Here is a 13,404-nt window from a genome sequence, read left to right as displayed (position 1 = left end):
CCCCGTGTGCGACACCGCACACGGGGATTTCTCTGTCCGTGCCCTTGTCATGACAGAGTTAACGATATATCTTTGATCTATCGGAACACGCAAAAACAGTCGTGAACGATGACAAACAGTCGACACTGAGGAGAACGACATGACCGCGATGGCACTTCCCGGCCCCTGGTCCTGGGGCGGGCGGCGCACCGAGCGCCCCCAGCTGCCCTGGACCTGGCGGCCGACCGACACCCCCCGGGCCCACCACGGCCCTCGACACGACCATGACGACCACGACGACCAACGGGGCTCGCGCCGCGACGCGTTCGGCCACCCGCCGCCCCCGCCCGGTCCTCCCGGGGCCCCGCCTCCGCCGTGGGGAGCGGGCCCGGCCGGTCCCTTCGGTCACGGCGGTCCTCCCGACCACGGCGGCCCGGGAGGCCCCTTCGGTCCGGGCTTCCCCTTCGGGGGCGGGCACGGGCGCCGCAGGGGCGGCCCCCGGGCCCGGCGCGGTGACGTGCGTACCGGCATCCTCATGCTCCTGGCGGAGGAGCCGCGCAGCGGCTACGAGATCATCCGGGAGGGCCGCGAACGCAGCGGCGGGGCCTGGCGTCCCAGCCCCGGTTCGGTCTACCCCATGCTCCAGCAGCTGGAGGACGAGGGTCTGGTCGCACCGGTCGCGGGGGAGGGGCGCCGCCGCCCCTACCAGCTCACCGACGAGGGAGTCGCCCACCTGGAGGAGAACGGCGCCGACCTCACCCCGCCGTGGGAGGCGGGCGCCGACGCCTACGCCGACGCGCGGTCCCGCTACGAGGAGATCAGCACCCTGGCCTACCAGCTCTCGGCCGCCGCGGCCCAGGTCGCCCAGGCCGGGACCCCGGACCAGCTGGACCGCGCCAAGCGGCTGCTCGCCGAGACCAAGCGGGGGCTCTACCTGATCCTCGCCGACGACGACGGCGCCGGCGCGGACGACGACCAGGACTGACGCGCACACGACGCGGGCCCGGGACACACCGTCCCGGGCCCGTTCGCGTCGTGGGTCCTACTCTCCGGTCACGCCGTCCGCCAGCTCCCGCAGGACGTCCAGGTGCCCGTTGTGCCGGGCGGTCTCCTCGATCATGTGCAGGACCACCCAGCGCAGGGTGACCCGGTCGAGGTCGTTCAGGACTCGCCGGGCGAAGTTGCCCAGCTCCAGGTGGGAGGTGATCTCCCGGGATCGCGCGCACTGGTCGGCGTACTCGGAGAGGAGTTCGTCCAGGGGCCGCTCCGCGCCCGCCCGGAACTCCCCGTCGGGGTCCCGCGTCGAGTAGGGGGCGACGTCGGGCTGGTTGAGCATCACCACCTCGAACCAGAACGCCTCCACCCAGCGCAGGTGCGAGACGATCCCGCCGATGGTGGTCATGGGCGAGCCCGGCAGCGGCGCCGAGGAGGACAGGTCGGCGGCCAGGCCCGCGCACTTGCGGTGCACCGTCGCGCGGTGCCAGTCCAACCAGGCCAGGAGCATCGTGCGTTCGTCGGCCGCTGTGGGAGTGTCGACACGCTCGGGAGGGTTCTGAAGGCTGCTCTTGTCGCTCATGGCGGTATTCTCCTTCGGGCCATGTCCGGTATCCACTGGTTTTCGGTGGGCCCGGGCGGCGATGACGAGGAGCGGTGATGGCGGGACTGAGCGGTACGGGGCCGGTGCCCGGGCCGGTGCGCGGGCTGGTCGTGGGCGCGGCCCTCTTCGGGGGGACCGTCCTGCTCGGTGTGCTCCTGGCGCCGTTGTGGTGGTGGCTCGCGCCGCGCCCCGAGGTGGTGGTCCTTCCGGACGGAGGGGTGTTCACGGGCGCCTCGGAGGACGTGTTCGCCGGAGAGGGCTACTTCGTCGTCATCACCGCCCTGGCGGGGCTGGTCACGGGCTACGCCACCTACATGGTCCAGTTCTCCCTGGCCCGGCGCAGGTTCCAGGACCTGCGGACCGTCGGCCTCGTCGCGGGCACGCTGGGCGCCGCCGCCGCGTCCGTCCTGGTGTGGCGGATCGGCGTCGCCCTGGACGGTCCGGCCCGGGAGGCGATGCTGGCCACCGACCCCGGCGGCACCGTCGTCGCGGCCCTCCAGCTCCAGGCCACCGCCTTCCTGGTCGCGTGGCCCTTCGTGCACGTCCTGCAGTACGGGTTGCTGGACGCCTTCAGCCTGATGCGCGCGGACCAGCCCGGTGTTCCCGAACCGGTCCGGGTGGTCGCCCCGCCCTCGGAGGCGTCCGAGGGCGGCGAGGGCCGGGACCCCCGGCCCGGTGGCACCCACCCGGGGGAGGCGGGGACCTCCGGCTGACCGGCCCCCGGTCCCGGCCGTGGTTCACAGCCTCTCGACGGAACCCTCGTACATGCCGTCGAGCAGGTCCCGGTACCGCTCCTCCACCGCCCTGCGGCGCATCTTCAGGCTCGGCGTGATCTCCCCCTGCTCCACCGTCAGCTCGTTCGGGAGCACCGCGAAGTCCTTGACGGACTCGTGCCGGGGCAGACCGCGGTTGAGTTCGTCGATGGCCTCCTGGAGCATCGCCCGCACCCGCGGCTCGCGGGTCAGGCCGAGGTAGTTCAGCGCGCCCAGTCCGTTGGCCTCGGCCCAGACCTCGATGGCCTCGGAGTCCAGGGTCACCAGGGCCACGCAGTAGGGGCGGCGGTCGCCGTGCACCACCAGGTTGCCCACGTAGGGGCACAGGGACTTGAAGCGGCTCTCGATGCTCTGCGGAGCCACGTACTTGCCGCCGGAGGTCTTGATCAGTTCCTTCTTGCGGTCGGTGATCCGCAGGCGCCCGTTCTCCAGGGCGCCGATGTCGCCGGTGGCGAACCATCCGTCCTCGTCGAGCACCTCCTCGGTGGCGCCGGAGAGGTTGTGGTAGCCGCGCATCACGCTTCCGCCGCGCAGCAGGACCTCGCCGTCCTCGGCGATTCGTACCTCGGTGCCGGGCAGGGGCAGTCCCACGGACCCGAAGCGCACGTCGCCGGGCCGGTTGAGGAAGGCCCCCGCCGAGGTCTCGGTCAGGCCGTAGCCCTCCAGGATGGTGATCCCCGCGCCGTAGAAGAACCTCCCGATCTCGGGGGCCAGCGGTGCGCTGCCGGACACGAAGAACTTCAGCCGGTCGCCGAACCGGGCCCGCAGCTTCGCGAACACCAGCCGGTCGGCGACGCGGTGCTGGGCGGCGAGGGCGCCCCGGGGCTCCCTGCCCTCCTCGCGGAGCCGGGCCACCCGGTCGCCCACGCCGACCGCCCACCTGAAGATCCGGTACTTCGCGGGCCCGCCCTCCTTGGCCTGCATGACGACCCGGTTGAACACCTTCTCGAAGATGCGCGGGGCCGCCGCCATGAAGGTGGGGCGCACGACGGCCAGGTTGTCGACGATGCGGTCGACGCGGCCGTCGACGGCCGTGGTGAACCCCAGGCGCAGCTGGGCGACCTGCATGACCTTGCCGAAGCTGTGCGCGAGCGGCAGCCACAGGTACTGCACGTCGTCGGCGTCCAGCATCTCCCAGCCCTGGGCGCGCATCTCGTCGCCCATGACCCGCAGCGCCTCGGCCTCGTACAGCCAGTTGGCGTGGTCCAGACGCACGCCCTTGGGGCGGCCGGTGGTGCCGGAGGTGTAGATGAGCGTGGCCAGGTGGTCGGCGCGGACGGAGGCGACCAGCTCGTCGAAGAGTTCGGGCCGTTCCTCGTGCAGTCGGGTGCCGGCGGCCTCCAGCTCGGCCAGGCCCATGACCCAGTCGTCGTCGCCCCCGTTGTCCCCCTCGAAGGCGATGACCCGGGACAGGCCGGGCATCGCCCCCCGCTGTTCCAGCAGCTTGGCGACCTGTTCGTCGTTCTCGGCGAAGGCCACCATGCTGCCGGAGTCGGACACGATGTAGGCGCAGTCGGGCGGGCCCGAGCTCGGGTAGATCGTGGTGGAGGCACCGCCCGCGCACAGGATCGCGAGGTCGGCCAGGACCCACTCCACGCGCGTGCTCGACGCGATCGCGCAACGGGCCTGGGAGGTCACACCGAGGGAGTGCAGGCCCAACGCCAGCGCGCGGACGCGGTCGCGGGTCTGGTTCCAGGTCAGTGACTCCCACTTCTCGTCTCCGCCGGAGGGGGAGGGGACCGGATAGGTGAACGCCTCCCGGTCACCGGACTCGGCGACGCGGGAAGCGAACATGTCGGGGACGGAACGATAGGGGGATGAAGTGTTGCCCATGTCACAAAGCTACCCCTGGGTAAGGGGTCGGGCAACACTCCGTGGGCGAATGTGTGCGGGTCCACGGACCCCTGTGACCCAGCTGGTCCGAGGGGTCCCGGGACCCGGTCACCGGACCACTTCGCCGGTGGGGGAGGACACCCCCGGGCCCTGCGGGGCGACGGTCCCTCAGACGGTGCCGATCGGTGCCACGGACGCCTCGGTCAGGGCGATCAGGTCCCTGGGCGTGAGCTCCATCTGGAGGCCCCGCCGACCGGCGGACACGTACACCGAACGCAGCTCCGTCACGGACGAGTCGATGACCGTGCGCAGCCGTTTGCGCTGCCCCAGCGGGCTGATGCCGCCGCGCACGTACCCGGTGATCTTCTCGGCCCTGCCCGGGTCGGCCATGGTCGCCCTCTTGCCCCCGACCGCCATGGCCAGAGCCTTGAGGTCGAGCGACGTGCTCACCGGCACCACTCCGACGGTGAACACACCGTCCACCTCGGCCACCAGGGTCTTGAACACCTGCTCGTGGGGCACTCCGATCGCGTCGGCGGCGTCCGCGCCGTAGGAGTGGCCCTCGCCCCCGACTGCCTCGTAGGGATGCAGCGTGAACGTGGTCTTGGTCCTGCTGGCGGCCACGGTCGCGGGCGTGGCTTTTCCACTCATGGGTCACCTGGGCCTTCCACTTCGGTACGTCCGACCTCAGGGCAGGCTACTCCTCCGATGGGGCGCCGCCGCCGCAGGCGGGAGGCGGGTCCGGCGGGCGCGTCCTAGTTGAAGGAGACCCCGTTGTCGAGGAAGGGGCCCGCGGGAAGGTTCGGCAGGTCGGGTGCGGCCACGATCCGGTTCTCCCGACGCAGGAACCGCGCCGCCACCGCCAGCCGGGTCGCGGCGTCCTCGGCCTCCAGCAGGCGCTGCTTCTCCGCCGAGTCCAGGACGACGGCGGTCGCCACCGCGTACGACAGCGCCACGGGGTCGCTCGGCAGCTCGCGGGCGGTCTCGGTCGCCATGCCGATCTCCGCGAGCCTGCGCTGGTACACCTCGTACAGGTCGCGCACCCTGTCGGCGTGTTCCTCGGCGTCGGGGCCCATCGCCTCGGGCAGCAGGGACACCGAGGCCGTGGAGTAGGCGTCGGTGGAGGATGCGTCCACCTCCGACAGGTCGTTGACGGCGAACCGGGTCCCGCCCTCGATCACCAGGTCGTAGCGGCCGTCCTCGTAGGTGCGCACGTCGCGCACCACGGCCGTGCAGCCGGTCGCGCTCACCAGCGGAAGGGAGGGCGAGGCCCCGGGCCCGGCGGTGCTGGGCGCCCCGGTGTCGGCGCCGCCCGCCCCCTGCCCGGACTCGCCGGCCACCTCGTGCCCCAGCTCGATCCACACGACCCCGAACCGCGCGGGTCCGCGCTCGCGGCCCCCCGCCTCACCCCCGGCCAGGGTCGGGCCGAGCAGCTCCGTGACCAGGCGCCGGTACCTCTGCTCGAACACGTGGAGCGGAATCGTCATACCGGGGAACAGCACGGTGTTCAGCGGAAAGATCGGCAGGGCCTCTGGCATGGTCCCAGTATGCCCGCGCCGGGGCGCGGACGCGGGCGCCCCGCCCGGGGCGGCCGGACGGGGCTCCCGCGTCCCGGTCGGCGCGACGGACCGACCGTCAGGAGACGGCGGGACCGGCGGTGCCGGGCGCGCCCTGGCTGCCGTGCTCCTCGCTCGGCATGTCGCGGGCCACGAAGGTCTCCACGTCGAACAGGTTGCCGTTGGAGCGGTCCACGACGTTGAGGAGGGTCGACATCTTGGCGACCTCCTCCACCTGCTCCTGGATGAACCACTGGAGGAACTGCTCCCCGGCGTAGTCGTCCTCGTCGCGGGCGACCCGGGCCAGCCGCTGGAAGTTGTCGGTGACCTCGCGCTCCTGGCGCAGCGCCAGAGCGACCAGATCACGCGTGACCGCGAAATCGGTCTCGATCTCGTCCACGCCGGGAAGGGCGAACGCGACGTCGTTGTCCAGCAGGTAGCGCACGATCATCATCGCGTGGTCGCGCTCCTCCAGGGACTGTTCGTAGAAGACCCTGGCCAGCTGGGGCAGGTCCTGGTCGTCGAACCAGGCGGCGATCGCCACGTACTGGTGCGAGGCGGTGAACTCGTGCCGCACCTGGTCGATGAGGAGTCGGTGGAACTTGGAATGGCCGCTATCGCCGGTCTTGTTGGAAGTCATGTCATCACGATAACCCATTTAAAGGCATTTTGTGAAACACCCCGAAGTGGTGTCGCAATGGATAAGGTAAGCCTTTCTTTCGTTATGTGAGGTTAGGTGTCCCAAAGTTAGGCAAGGCTTGTTCGCCGCCTTTTCGGGGTGATGTGCGGGGCCGGGCGCGGGCGTCGTCCCGGACGGAGTTCGCGCCGGTCGGACGGGTGTGGTGTCCATCATCCGGACACCGCCACCCGTGTGAGGGGCCGAGCCCCCTAGACTGGTCCCGTGATCAGTCGAATCGACCTCCGAGGCTCCCAGGACGACCCGCGCGACGCGCTTCCGCGCGCCGAAATCGATGTGGCGGACGCCACCGAACGCGTCCGACCGCTCTGCGAGGACGTCCGCCATCGGGGGACCGCGGCACTGGTCGAACTCACCGAACGCTTCGACGGCGTGCGGCTCACCGACATCCGCGTCCCCAAGGACGCCATCGACACCGCCCTGGTCGAACTCGACCCCGCCGTGCGCGCGGCTCTGGAGGAGTCCATCCGCCGCGCCCGCAAGGTCCACCACGCCCAGCGCCGCCAGGACCACACCACCCAGGTCGTGCCCGGCGGCACCGTCACCGAGAAGTGGATTCCGGTCGACCGTGTCGGCCTCTACGTGCCGGGCGGCCGCGCCGTCTACCCCTCCAGCGTCATCATGAACGTCGTCCCCGCCCAGGAGGCGGGCGTGTCCTCCCTCGCGGTGACCTCGCCACCCCAGAAGGAGTTCGGCGGACTGCCCCACCCGACGATCCTCGCCGCCTGCGCCCTGCTCGGCGTCGACGAGGTGTACGCGGTCGGCGGGGCCCAGGCCGTGGCGATGTTCGCGTACGGGACCGACGACTGCGCCCGCGCCGACATGGTCACCGGCCCCGGCAACATCTGGGTCGCCGCCGCCAAGCGCCTCCTCAAGGGCGTCATCGGCATCGACGCCGAGGCCGGGCCCACCGAGATCGCCGTCCTGGCCGACTCCACCGCCAACCCCGACTACGTCGCGGCCGACCTCGTCAGCCAGGCCGAGCACGACGTCGTCGCCGCCTCCGTCCTGGTCACCCCGGACGAGGCATTGGCCGACGCGGTCACTGAGCGCCTCGAGGCGCGCGTGGCCGCCACCAAGCACAGCGAGCGCGTGCGCCAGGCCCTGTCCGGCCCGCAGTCCGGCATCGTCCTGGTCGACGACCTCGAACAGGGGCTGGCCGTGGTCGACGCCTACGCGGCCGAGCACCTGGAGATCATGACCGCCGACGCGCCGGCCTGGGCCGCGCGCGTGCGCAACGCCGGAGCGATCTTCGTCGGCGACTACTCCCCGGTGTCCCTGGGCGACTACGCGGCGGGCTCCAACCACGTGCTCCCCACCGGCGGCTGCGCCTGCCACTCCGGCGGGCTGAGCGTGCAGACCTTCCTGAGGGGGGTGCACGTCGTCGAGTACGACCGCGACGCGCTGGCCGACGTCGCCCACCACGTCATCACCCTCGCCCGGGCGGAGGACCTGCCCGCGCACGGCGAGGCCGTGGCCGCGCGCGGCGAGGACGGGAACACGCCCTGACCAGGGGGTGTTCCAGCAGCACCGGGGAAGGCCGGGGGCACCACCCCCGGCGGCGCCCGAACAACGGCCGAAGCGAACCGGAGGCCGTCAGACGCCCGCCCCGGCGGGACGCCCCGCGCGGGCGGCCGCGTGACCACGGCGGTCACCGCGGCCCCCGGAGCGCGTCCCGCCACGACCGACCACGAGTGTGACACCAGTGAGCTTCACTCTGAACGACCTGCCGCTCCGCGACGACCTGCGCGGCCGATCGCCCTACGGCGCTCCCCAGCTGGACGTGCCGGTGGTCCTCAACACCAACGAGAACCCCCACGCCCCCTCCCCGCGACTGGCGAAGGCGCTGGCCGACGCGGTGGCCGACACCGCCCTGGGCCTCAACCGCTACCCCGACCGCGACGCGGTCCGCCTGCGCCGGGACCTGGCCGCCTACCTCGGCCACGGGCTGACGTCCGAGCACGTCTGGGCCGCCAACGGCTCCAACGAGGTCCTCCAACAGCTGCTCCAGGCCTTCGGCGGCCCGGGCCGCACCGCCATGGGCTTCGAACCGTCGTACTCCATGCACCCGATCATCTCCCGGGGCACCGGGACGCACTGGGTGCCGGTGCCGCGTGACGCGGACTTCCGGATCGACGTGGACGCCGCGCTGGCGGCCATCGCCGAGCACCGACCCAGCGTCGTCTTCCTGACCTCGCCCAACAACCCCACCGGCACCGCCCTGGAGATCGCCGACATCGAGCGCGTCGTCCGGGCCGCCCCCGGGGTCGTGGTCGTCGACGAGGCCTACGCCGAGTTCCGCAGGCAGGGCACTCCCAGCGCCCTGACCCTGCTGCCGGAGCACCCGCGGCTCATCGTCTCGCGCACCATGTCCAAGGCCTTCGCTCTGGCCGGGGCCCGCGTGGGCTACCTCGCCGCGCACCCGGCGGTGGTGGAGGCCCTCCAGCTGGTCCGCCTGCCCTACCACCTGTCGGCCGTCACCCAGACGGTCGCCGTCACCGCCCTGGAGCACGCCGAGGAGCTCCTCGGCGCCGTCGCCGACCTGCGCGCCGAACGCGACGCCCTCGTCACCTGGCTGAGGGAACAGGGCTTCGCGGTGGCCGACTCCGACGCCAACTTCGTCCTCTTCGGCGAGTTCGAGGACCGCGGCCGGGTCTGGCGGGACCTGCTCGACCAGGACGTCCTCATCCGCGAGACCGGACCGGACGGTTGGCTCCGCGTCACCGTCGGGACCGCCGACGAGATGGCCGCCTTCCGGACGGCGCTCCTCAAGGTCACCGGCGGCTGACACCGCCGGACACGACCGCAACCCCACCCACCGCACCACCACGGCACCACCAAGGATCGGGCACCATGAGCCGCATCGGGCGCGTCGAACGCGCAACCAAGGAAACGAAGGTCCTGGTCGAGGTCGACCTGGACGGCACCGGCGTCGCCGACGTCTCCACCGGGGTCGGGTTCTTCGACCACATGCTCGACCAGCTCGCCAAGCACGGGCTGTTCGACATCACCGTGCGTACCGAGGGCGACCTGCACATCGACGCGCACCACACGATGGAGGACACCGCCCTCGCCCTGGGCGCCGCCTTCCGCGAGGCCCTCGGCGACCGCGCGGGCATCCGCCGCTTCGCCGACGCCAAGGTGCCCCTGGACGAGGCCCTGGCCGAGGTCACCGTCGACGTCTCCGGCCGCCCCTACCTCGTGCACTCCGAGCCCGAGGGCATGGCACCGCTGATCGGCCGCGACTACGACACCACCATGACCCGGCACATCCTGGAGTCGTTCGTGGCCCAGGCACGGGTGGCCCTGCACGTCCACGTGCCCTACGGCCGTAACGCGCACCACATCGTCGAGGCGCAGTTCAAGGCGCTGGCCCGGGCACTGCGCACCGCCACCGAGAACGACCCCCGTGTGGACTGGGTCCCCTCCACCAAGGGCGTCCTGTAGATGGACACCGACCTCTGGGGCCTGTTCCTGCTGGTCCTGGGCGGCTTCCTCGCGGGCGGCGTCTACGCCCTGTGGGGGAGGAACCGCCTGATCGCCGTGGCCCTGGCCGGGTGCGTCGTGCTCGCCGTGGTCTCCGGCGTGCTGCGGCTCGGCTACCTCTAGTCGCCGGGCCCCCGCCACCTCACCAAACGAAGGGCACGCAGATGTCACGTGTGGTCGTCTTCGACTACGGGTCGGGCAACCTCCGCTCGGCCCAGCGCGCCATGGAGCGCACCGGTGCCGACGTCACCGTCACCTCCGACCCGCACGCCGCCCTCGACGCCGACGGGCTCGTCGTCCCCGGCGTGGGTTCCTTCAGCGCCTGCGCGGCCAGCCTGATGGCGGCGGGCGGAGACCGGATCATCGGCCGTCGCATCGCGGGGGGCCGCCCCGTCCTGGGGATCTGCGTGGGCATGCAGGTCCTGTTCGACCGGGGTGTCGAACAGGCCGACGCCCGCGCGGAGGACCGCGCCACCGAGGGCTGCGGCGAGTGGCCGGGCACGGTCGAGCGCCTGCGGGCGCCCGTCGTCCCGCACATGGGGTGGAACACCGTCTCCCCGCCCGACGGCTCACGCCTGTTCGCGGGCGTGCGCCCCGAGGAACGCTTCTACTTCGTGCACTCCTACGCGGTCCGGCGGTGGGAGTTCGTCAGCCACAGTGAGCGCGTCCGCGGCCCCCAGGTGACATGGTCCGAGCACGGCGAGCCCTTCGTGGCAGCCGTGGAGAACGGACCCCTCAGCGCCACCCAGTTCCACCCGGAGAAGTCCGGCGACGCCGGAGCCCGCGTCCTGGCCAACTGGGTCGCGACCCTGTGACCCCGGGGCCCGCCCGACGGCGGCCCCGTGCACCCAGTCCCTCAACCAACCGAGCACGAGAAGGCACCATGACCGGCGACCACACCACGTCGACCCCCGTACTCGAACTGCTCCCCGCCGTGGACGTGTCGGGCGGGCAGGCCGTCCAGCTCGTCCAGGGCCGGGCGGGCTCCGGCGGCCAGTACGGCGACCCCTTCGAGGCCGCCCGCGCCTGGCGCGACGCCGGTGCCGAGTGGATTCACCTGGTCGACCTGGACGCGGCCTTCGGCCGGGGCCACAACCGCGACCTGCTGCGCGACATCGTGGACCGCCTCGACGTCAAGGTCGAGATGTCCGGCGGTATCCGCGACGACGAGTCGCTGAACGCCGCCCTGGCCACCGGCTGCACCCGGGTGAACATCGGTACCGCCGCCCTGGAGAACCCGCAGTGGTGCGCCCGGATCATCGCCGAGCACGGCGACCGGATCGCCATCGGCCTGGACGTGCGCGGCACCACGCTGGCCGCCCGGGGCTGGACGCGTGACGGCGGCGACCTCCTGGAGACCCTCGACCGCCTGGAGTCCGAGGGCTGCGCCCGGTACGTGGTCACCGACGTCAACAAGGACGGCACCCTCAAGGGGCCCAACCTCGACCTGCTGCGGACCGTGTGCGAGCGCACCGACAAGCCGGTGGTCGCCAGCGGCGGCGTGTCCAGCCTCGCCGACCTGGAGGCCATCTCCAGCCTGGTCCCGCTGGGCGTGGAGGGCGCCATCATGGGCACCGCCCTGTATGAGGGCGCCTTCTCCCTGGAGGACGCCCTGACCACGGTGCGGGGGGCCGACCGGTGAGCCTGGCGATCCGCGTCATCCCGTGCCTGGACGTCGACGCCGGACGCGTGGTCAAGGGCGTCAACTTCGAGAACCTGCGCGACGCCGGCGACCCGGTCGAGCTCGCGGGCACCTACGACGCGCAGGGGGCCGACGAACTCACCTTCCTGGACGTCACCGCCTCCAGCGGCGACCGGGAGACCACCTTCGACGTGGTGCGCCGCACCGCCGACCAGGTGTTCATCCCGCTCACCGTCGGGGGAGGGGTGCGCTCCACCGAGGACGTGGACCGGCTGCTGCGCGCGGGCGCCGACAAGGTGGGCGTGAACACCGCCGCGATCGCCCGCCCGGAGCTGATCGGCGAGATCGCGGCCCGCTTCGGCCGCCAGGTCCTGGTGCTCTCCGCCGACGTGCGGCGGGTGCCCGAGGGCGGCCCGCCCACCGCCAGCGGCTTCGAGGTCACCACGCACGGCGGGCGCCGCGGCGCCGGTCTCGACGCGCTGGAGTGGTGCGAGCGCGCCGCCGAACTGGGCGCGGGGGAGATCCTGCTCAACTCGATGGACGCCGACGGCACCCGGACCGGTTTCGACCTGGAGCTGATCCGCGCGGTGCGGGCGCGGGTGGACGTCCCGCTGATCGCCTCGGGCGGCGCGGGCGCCGTGGAGCACTTCGTTCCGGCGGTGGCGGCGGGCGCGGACGCGGTCCTGGCCGCGACCGTCTTCCACTTCGGTGAGTTCACCATCGCCGACGTCAAGCGGAGCCTGCGCGAGGCGGGGTACCCGGTCCGGTAGCGCGGCGCGGTGGCCACCGCGACACGCCGTGGAGAGGTCGGAACAGGCCCTGGGTGAGACTCGCTCAGGGCCTGTGACCTGCACAACCGTGTCAATGATTACTGTCAGTAATCAAAGCGTGTCATGGCGTTGATCAAGCTGTGATCCGTGTGAGCATGAGCGCGTCTTACCCAGCCACGACAGGGAGATTGTCGCCCATCATGTCCAAGCACGTCTTCACCGGCCTCTCTCGCCGGTTCGCCTCTCTCGCCACCGCCGGTGCCATCGCCCTCGGCGGTCTGACCCTCATGGCGCCGACCGCCGCCGCCGACGACTACGACCGGACCTCGGCCGAGGTCATCCAGATGATCGAGGCCCAGGTCTGGCCCAACTACTCGCTCCAGAACCCCGGCCCGAGCGTCGACATCCTGGCCGCGCAGTACTTCCTCAACCACCTCACCTACGTCACGGAGAACCCGAGCTCGACCTTCACCCGGGAGTTCGACCGCACGCTCCGCGACTTCGAGCGCCGGGAGGGCATCACCGTCAACGGCGTCCTCGAGTCGCAGAGCTGGATCAAGATCAGGAACATGCTGTTCCCGACCACGGCCGACGCCTTCCAGCGCGACGACCGCGGATACGGCGTCCGCGCCGTGCAGGTGCTGCTCAACGAGAAGTTCGACGCCGGCCTGACCGTGAACGGCCGCTACAACTCCGCCACGGAGCGGGCCGTGCGCAACGCCCAGCGCGACCTGTGCATCGGCGTCGACGGCGCCTTCGGCCGCCTCACCTACAAGGCCGTCATCACCGGCGTCGACAGCTGCCGCGCCGACAACGCCGAGGCCGTGGCCGAGGAGGCCCCCGCCGAGGAGGGCGCCGAGGCCGCTGAGCAGGCTCCCGCCGAGGAGGGCGCCGAGGCCGCCGAGCAGGCTCCGGTCCAGGAGGCCCCCGCCGAAGAGGGCGACCAGGCCCGCGAGCTGGAGGCCGTGCGCGGCCACTAGATGAGTGATTCCAAGGGGTCAGTGATCGTAAGCGGTCAATGAGCGTAGGACCGGCTGGCCGGTGCGGTCGTTGTGCCAGACCACGGCGGTC

Annotated in this window: 15 protein-coding genes; 10 read left to right on the top strand and 5 right to left on the bottom strand. The window is 72.0% G+C overall.

Annotated elements, in window-relative coordinates; translation table 11 throughout:
* Positions 1-139: 139 nt before the first annotated feature.
* Positions 140-964, top strand: a complete 825-nt coding sequence (locus ABZ635_RS01105) for a PadR family transcriptional regulator (protein WP_357756971.1) — start codon at positions 140-142, stop codon at positions 962-964.
* Positions 965-1,021: 57 nt separating this feature from the next.
* Here the strand turns inward: ABZ635_RS01105 and ABZ635_RS01100 are convergent, their stop codons facing one another.
* A complete protein-coding gene (locus tag ABZ635_RS01100; RefSeq protein WP_357756968.1) occupies positions 1,022-1,555 on the bottom strand; it encodes a DinB family protein in 534 nt (177 codons plus the stop codon).
* 77 nt (positions 1,556-1,632) lie between these two features.
* Here ABZ635_RS01100 and ABZ635_RS01095 point away from each other — a divergent pair, with 77 nt between their 5' ends.
* Complete coding sequence (locus ABZ635_RS01095) at positions 1,633-2,289, top strand: hypothetical protein (RefSeq protein WP_357756966.1); 657 nt, start codon at positions 1,633-1,635, stop codon at positions 2,287-2,289.
* Positions 2,290-2,313: 24 nt separating this feature from the next.
* Here the strand turns inward: ABZ635_RS01095 and ABZ635_RS01090 are convergent, their stop codons facing one another.
* From ABZ635_RS01090 to ABZ635_RS01075, 4 genes are all read right to left on the bottom strand, one after another.
* Positions 2,314-4,182, bottom strand: coding sequence for a long-chain fatty acid--CoA ligase (locus ABZ635_RS01090; RefSeq protein ID WP_357756963.1), 1,869 nt, complete (start codon positions 4,180-4,182; stop codon positions 2,314-2,316).
* A gap of 168 nt (positions 4,183-4,350) precedes the next feature.
* Positions 4,351-4,833: a Cys-tRNA(Pro) deacylase gene (gene ybaK, locus ABZ635_RS01085; RefSeq protein ID WP_357756961.1), complete on the bottom strand. Its 483-nt coding sequence runs from the start codon at positions 4,831-4,833 to the stop codon at positions 4,351-4,353.
* Positions 4,834-4,937: 104 nt separating this feature from the next.
* Positions 4,938-5,720, bottom strand: coding sequence for an LON peptidase substrate-binding domain-containing protein (locus tag ABZ635_RS01080; RefSeq protein ID WP_357756960.1), 783 nt, complete (start codon positions 5,718-5,720; stop codon positions 4,938-4,940).
* A gap of 97 nt (positions 5,721-5,817) precedes the next feature.
* On the bottom strand, positions 5,818-6,378 hold the full coding sequence (locus ABZ635_RS01075) for a ferritin (RefSeq protein WP_357756957.1): 561 nt from the start codon (positions 6,376-6,378) through the stop codon (positions 5,818-5,820).
* A gap of 261 nt (positions 6,379-6,639) precedes the next feature.
* Between ABZ635_RS01075 and hisD the strand changes: the two genes are divergently transcribed.
* From hisD to ABZ635_RS01035, 8 genes are all read left to right on the top strand, one after another.
* Positions 6,640-7,944, top strand: a complete 1,305-nt coding sequence (gene hisD / locus ABZ635_RS01070) for a histidinol dehydrogenase (protein WP_357756954.1) — start codon at positions 6,640-6,642, stop codon at positions 7,942-7,944.
* A 196-nt stretch (positions 7,945-8,140) separates the two neighbouring features.
* Positions 8,141-9,223 (top strand): histidinol-phosphate transaminase, encoded by a 1,083-nt coding sequence (locus tag ABZ635_RS01065; RefSeq protein ID WP_357756951.1) that lies wholly within the window; start codon positions 8,141-8,143, stop codon positions 9,221-9,223.
* 65 nt (positions 9,224-9,288) lie between these two features.
* Entirely contained in the window at positions 9,289-9,882 is a 594-nt protein-coding gene (hisB, locus tag ABZ635_RS01060) for an imidazoleglycerol-phosphate dehydratase HisB (RefSeq protein ID WP_357756948.1), read from the top strand.
* A complete protein-coding gene (locus ABZ635_RS01055; RefSeq protein ID WP_357756945.1) occupies positions 9,883-10,044 on the top strand; it encodes a hypothetical protein in 162 nt (53 codons plus the stop codon).
* A 41-nt stretch (positions 10,045-10,085) separates the two neighbouring features.
* Positions 10,086-10,736 (top strand): imidazole glycerol phosphate synthase subunit HisH, encoded by a 651-nt coding sequence (hisH, locus tag ABZ635_RS01050; RefSeq protein ID WP_357756942.1) that lies wholly within the window; start codon positions 10,086-10,088, stop codon positions 10,734-10,736.
* Positions 10,737-10,804: 68 nt separating this feature from the next.
* On the top strand, positions 10,805-11,563 hold the full coding sequence (gene priA, locus ABZ635_RS01045; protein WP_357756939.1) for a bifunctional 1-(5-phosphoribosyl)-5-((5-phosphoribosylamino)methylideneamino)imidazole-4-carboxamide isomerase/phosphoribosylanthranilate isomerase PriA: 759 nt from the start codon (positions 10,805-10,807) through the stop codon (positions 11,561-11,563).
* Positions 11,560-12,333: an imidazole glycerol phosphate synthase subunit HisF gene (gene hisF, locus ABZ635_RS01040; RefSeq protein WP_357756936.1), complete on the top strand. Its 774-nt coding sequence runs from the start codon at positions 11,560-11,562 to the stop codon at positions 12,331-12,333. Before priA ends, hisF begins: the two co-directional genes overlap by 4 nt.
* A gap of 200 nt (positions 12,334-12,533) precedes the next feature.
* Entirely contained in the window at positions 12,534-13,313 is a 780-nt protein-coding gene (locus ABZ635_RS01035; RefSeq protein WP_357756933.1) for a peptidoglycan-binding domain-containing protein, read from the top strand.
* Positions 13,314-13,404: the final 91 nt, after the last annotated feature.

This window comes from Nocardiopsis sp. NPDC007018, from assembly GCF_040635075.1.
Taxonomy (GTDB): Bacteria; Actinomycetota; Actinomycetes; order Streptosporangiales; family Streptosporangiaceae; genus Nocardiopsis.
The sequence above is the reverse complement of the archived record's forward strand: the minus strand, read 5'-3'. Positions and strand labels throughout refer to the sequence as shown.

Bases quoted from the DNA above. Each gene is read 5' to 3' on its own strand.
- ABZ635_RS01105 (WP_357756971.1), top strand. From the start codon at position 140: ATGACCGCGATGGCACTTCCCGGCCCCTGGTCCTGGGGCGGGCGGCGC.
- ABZ635_RS01100 (WP_357756968.1), bottom strand. From the start codon at position 1,555: ATGAGCGACAAGAGCAGCCTTCAGAACCCTCCCGAGCGTGTCGACACT.
- ABZ635_RS01095 (WP_357756966.1), top strand. From the start codon at position 1,633: ATGGCGGGACTGAGCGGTACGGGGCCGGTGCCCGGGCCGGTGCGCGGG.
- ABZ635_RS01090 (WP_357756963.1), bottom strand. From the start codon at position 4,182: ATGGGCAACACTTCATCCCCCTATCGTTCCGTCCCCGACATGTTCGCT.
- ybaK (WP_357756961.1), bottom strand. From the start codon at position 4,833: ATGAGTGGAAAAGCCACGCCCGCGACCGTGGCCGCCAGCAGGACCAAG.
- ABZ635_RS01080 (WP_357756960.1), bottom strand. From the start codon at position 5,720: ATGCCAGAGGCCCTGCCGATCTTTCCGCTGAACACCGTGCTGTTCCCC.
- ABZ635_RS01075 (WP_357756957.1), bottom strand. From the start codon at position 6,378: ATGACTTCCAACAAGACCGGCGATAGCGGCCATTCCAAGTTCCACCGA.
- hisB (WP_357756948.1), top strand. From the start codon at position 9,289: ATGAGCCGCATCGGGCGCGTCGAACGCGCAACCAAGGAAACGAAGGTC.
- ABZ635_RS01055 (WP_357756945.1), top strand. From the start codon at position 9,883: ATGGACACCGACCTCTGGGGCCTGTTCCTGCTGGTCCTGGGCGGCTTC.
- hisH (WP_357756942.1), top strand. From the start codon at position 10,086: ATGTCACGTGTGGTCGTCTTCGACTACGGGTCGGGCAACCTCCGCTCG.
- priA (WP_357756939.1), top strand. From the start codon at position 10,805: ATGACCGGCGACCACACCACGTCGACCCCCGTACTCGAACTGCTCCCC.
- ABZ635_RS01035 (WP_357756933.1), top strand. From the start codon at position 12,534: ATGTCCAAGCACGTCTTCACCGGCCTCTCTCGCCGGTTCGCCTCTCTC.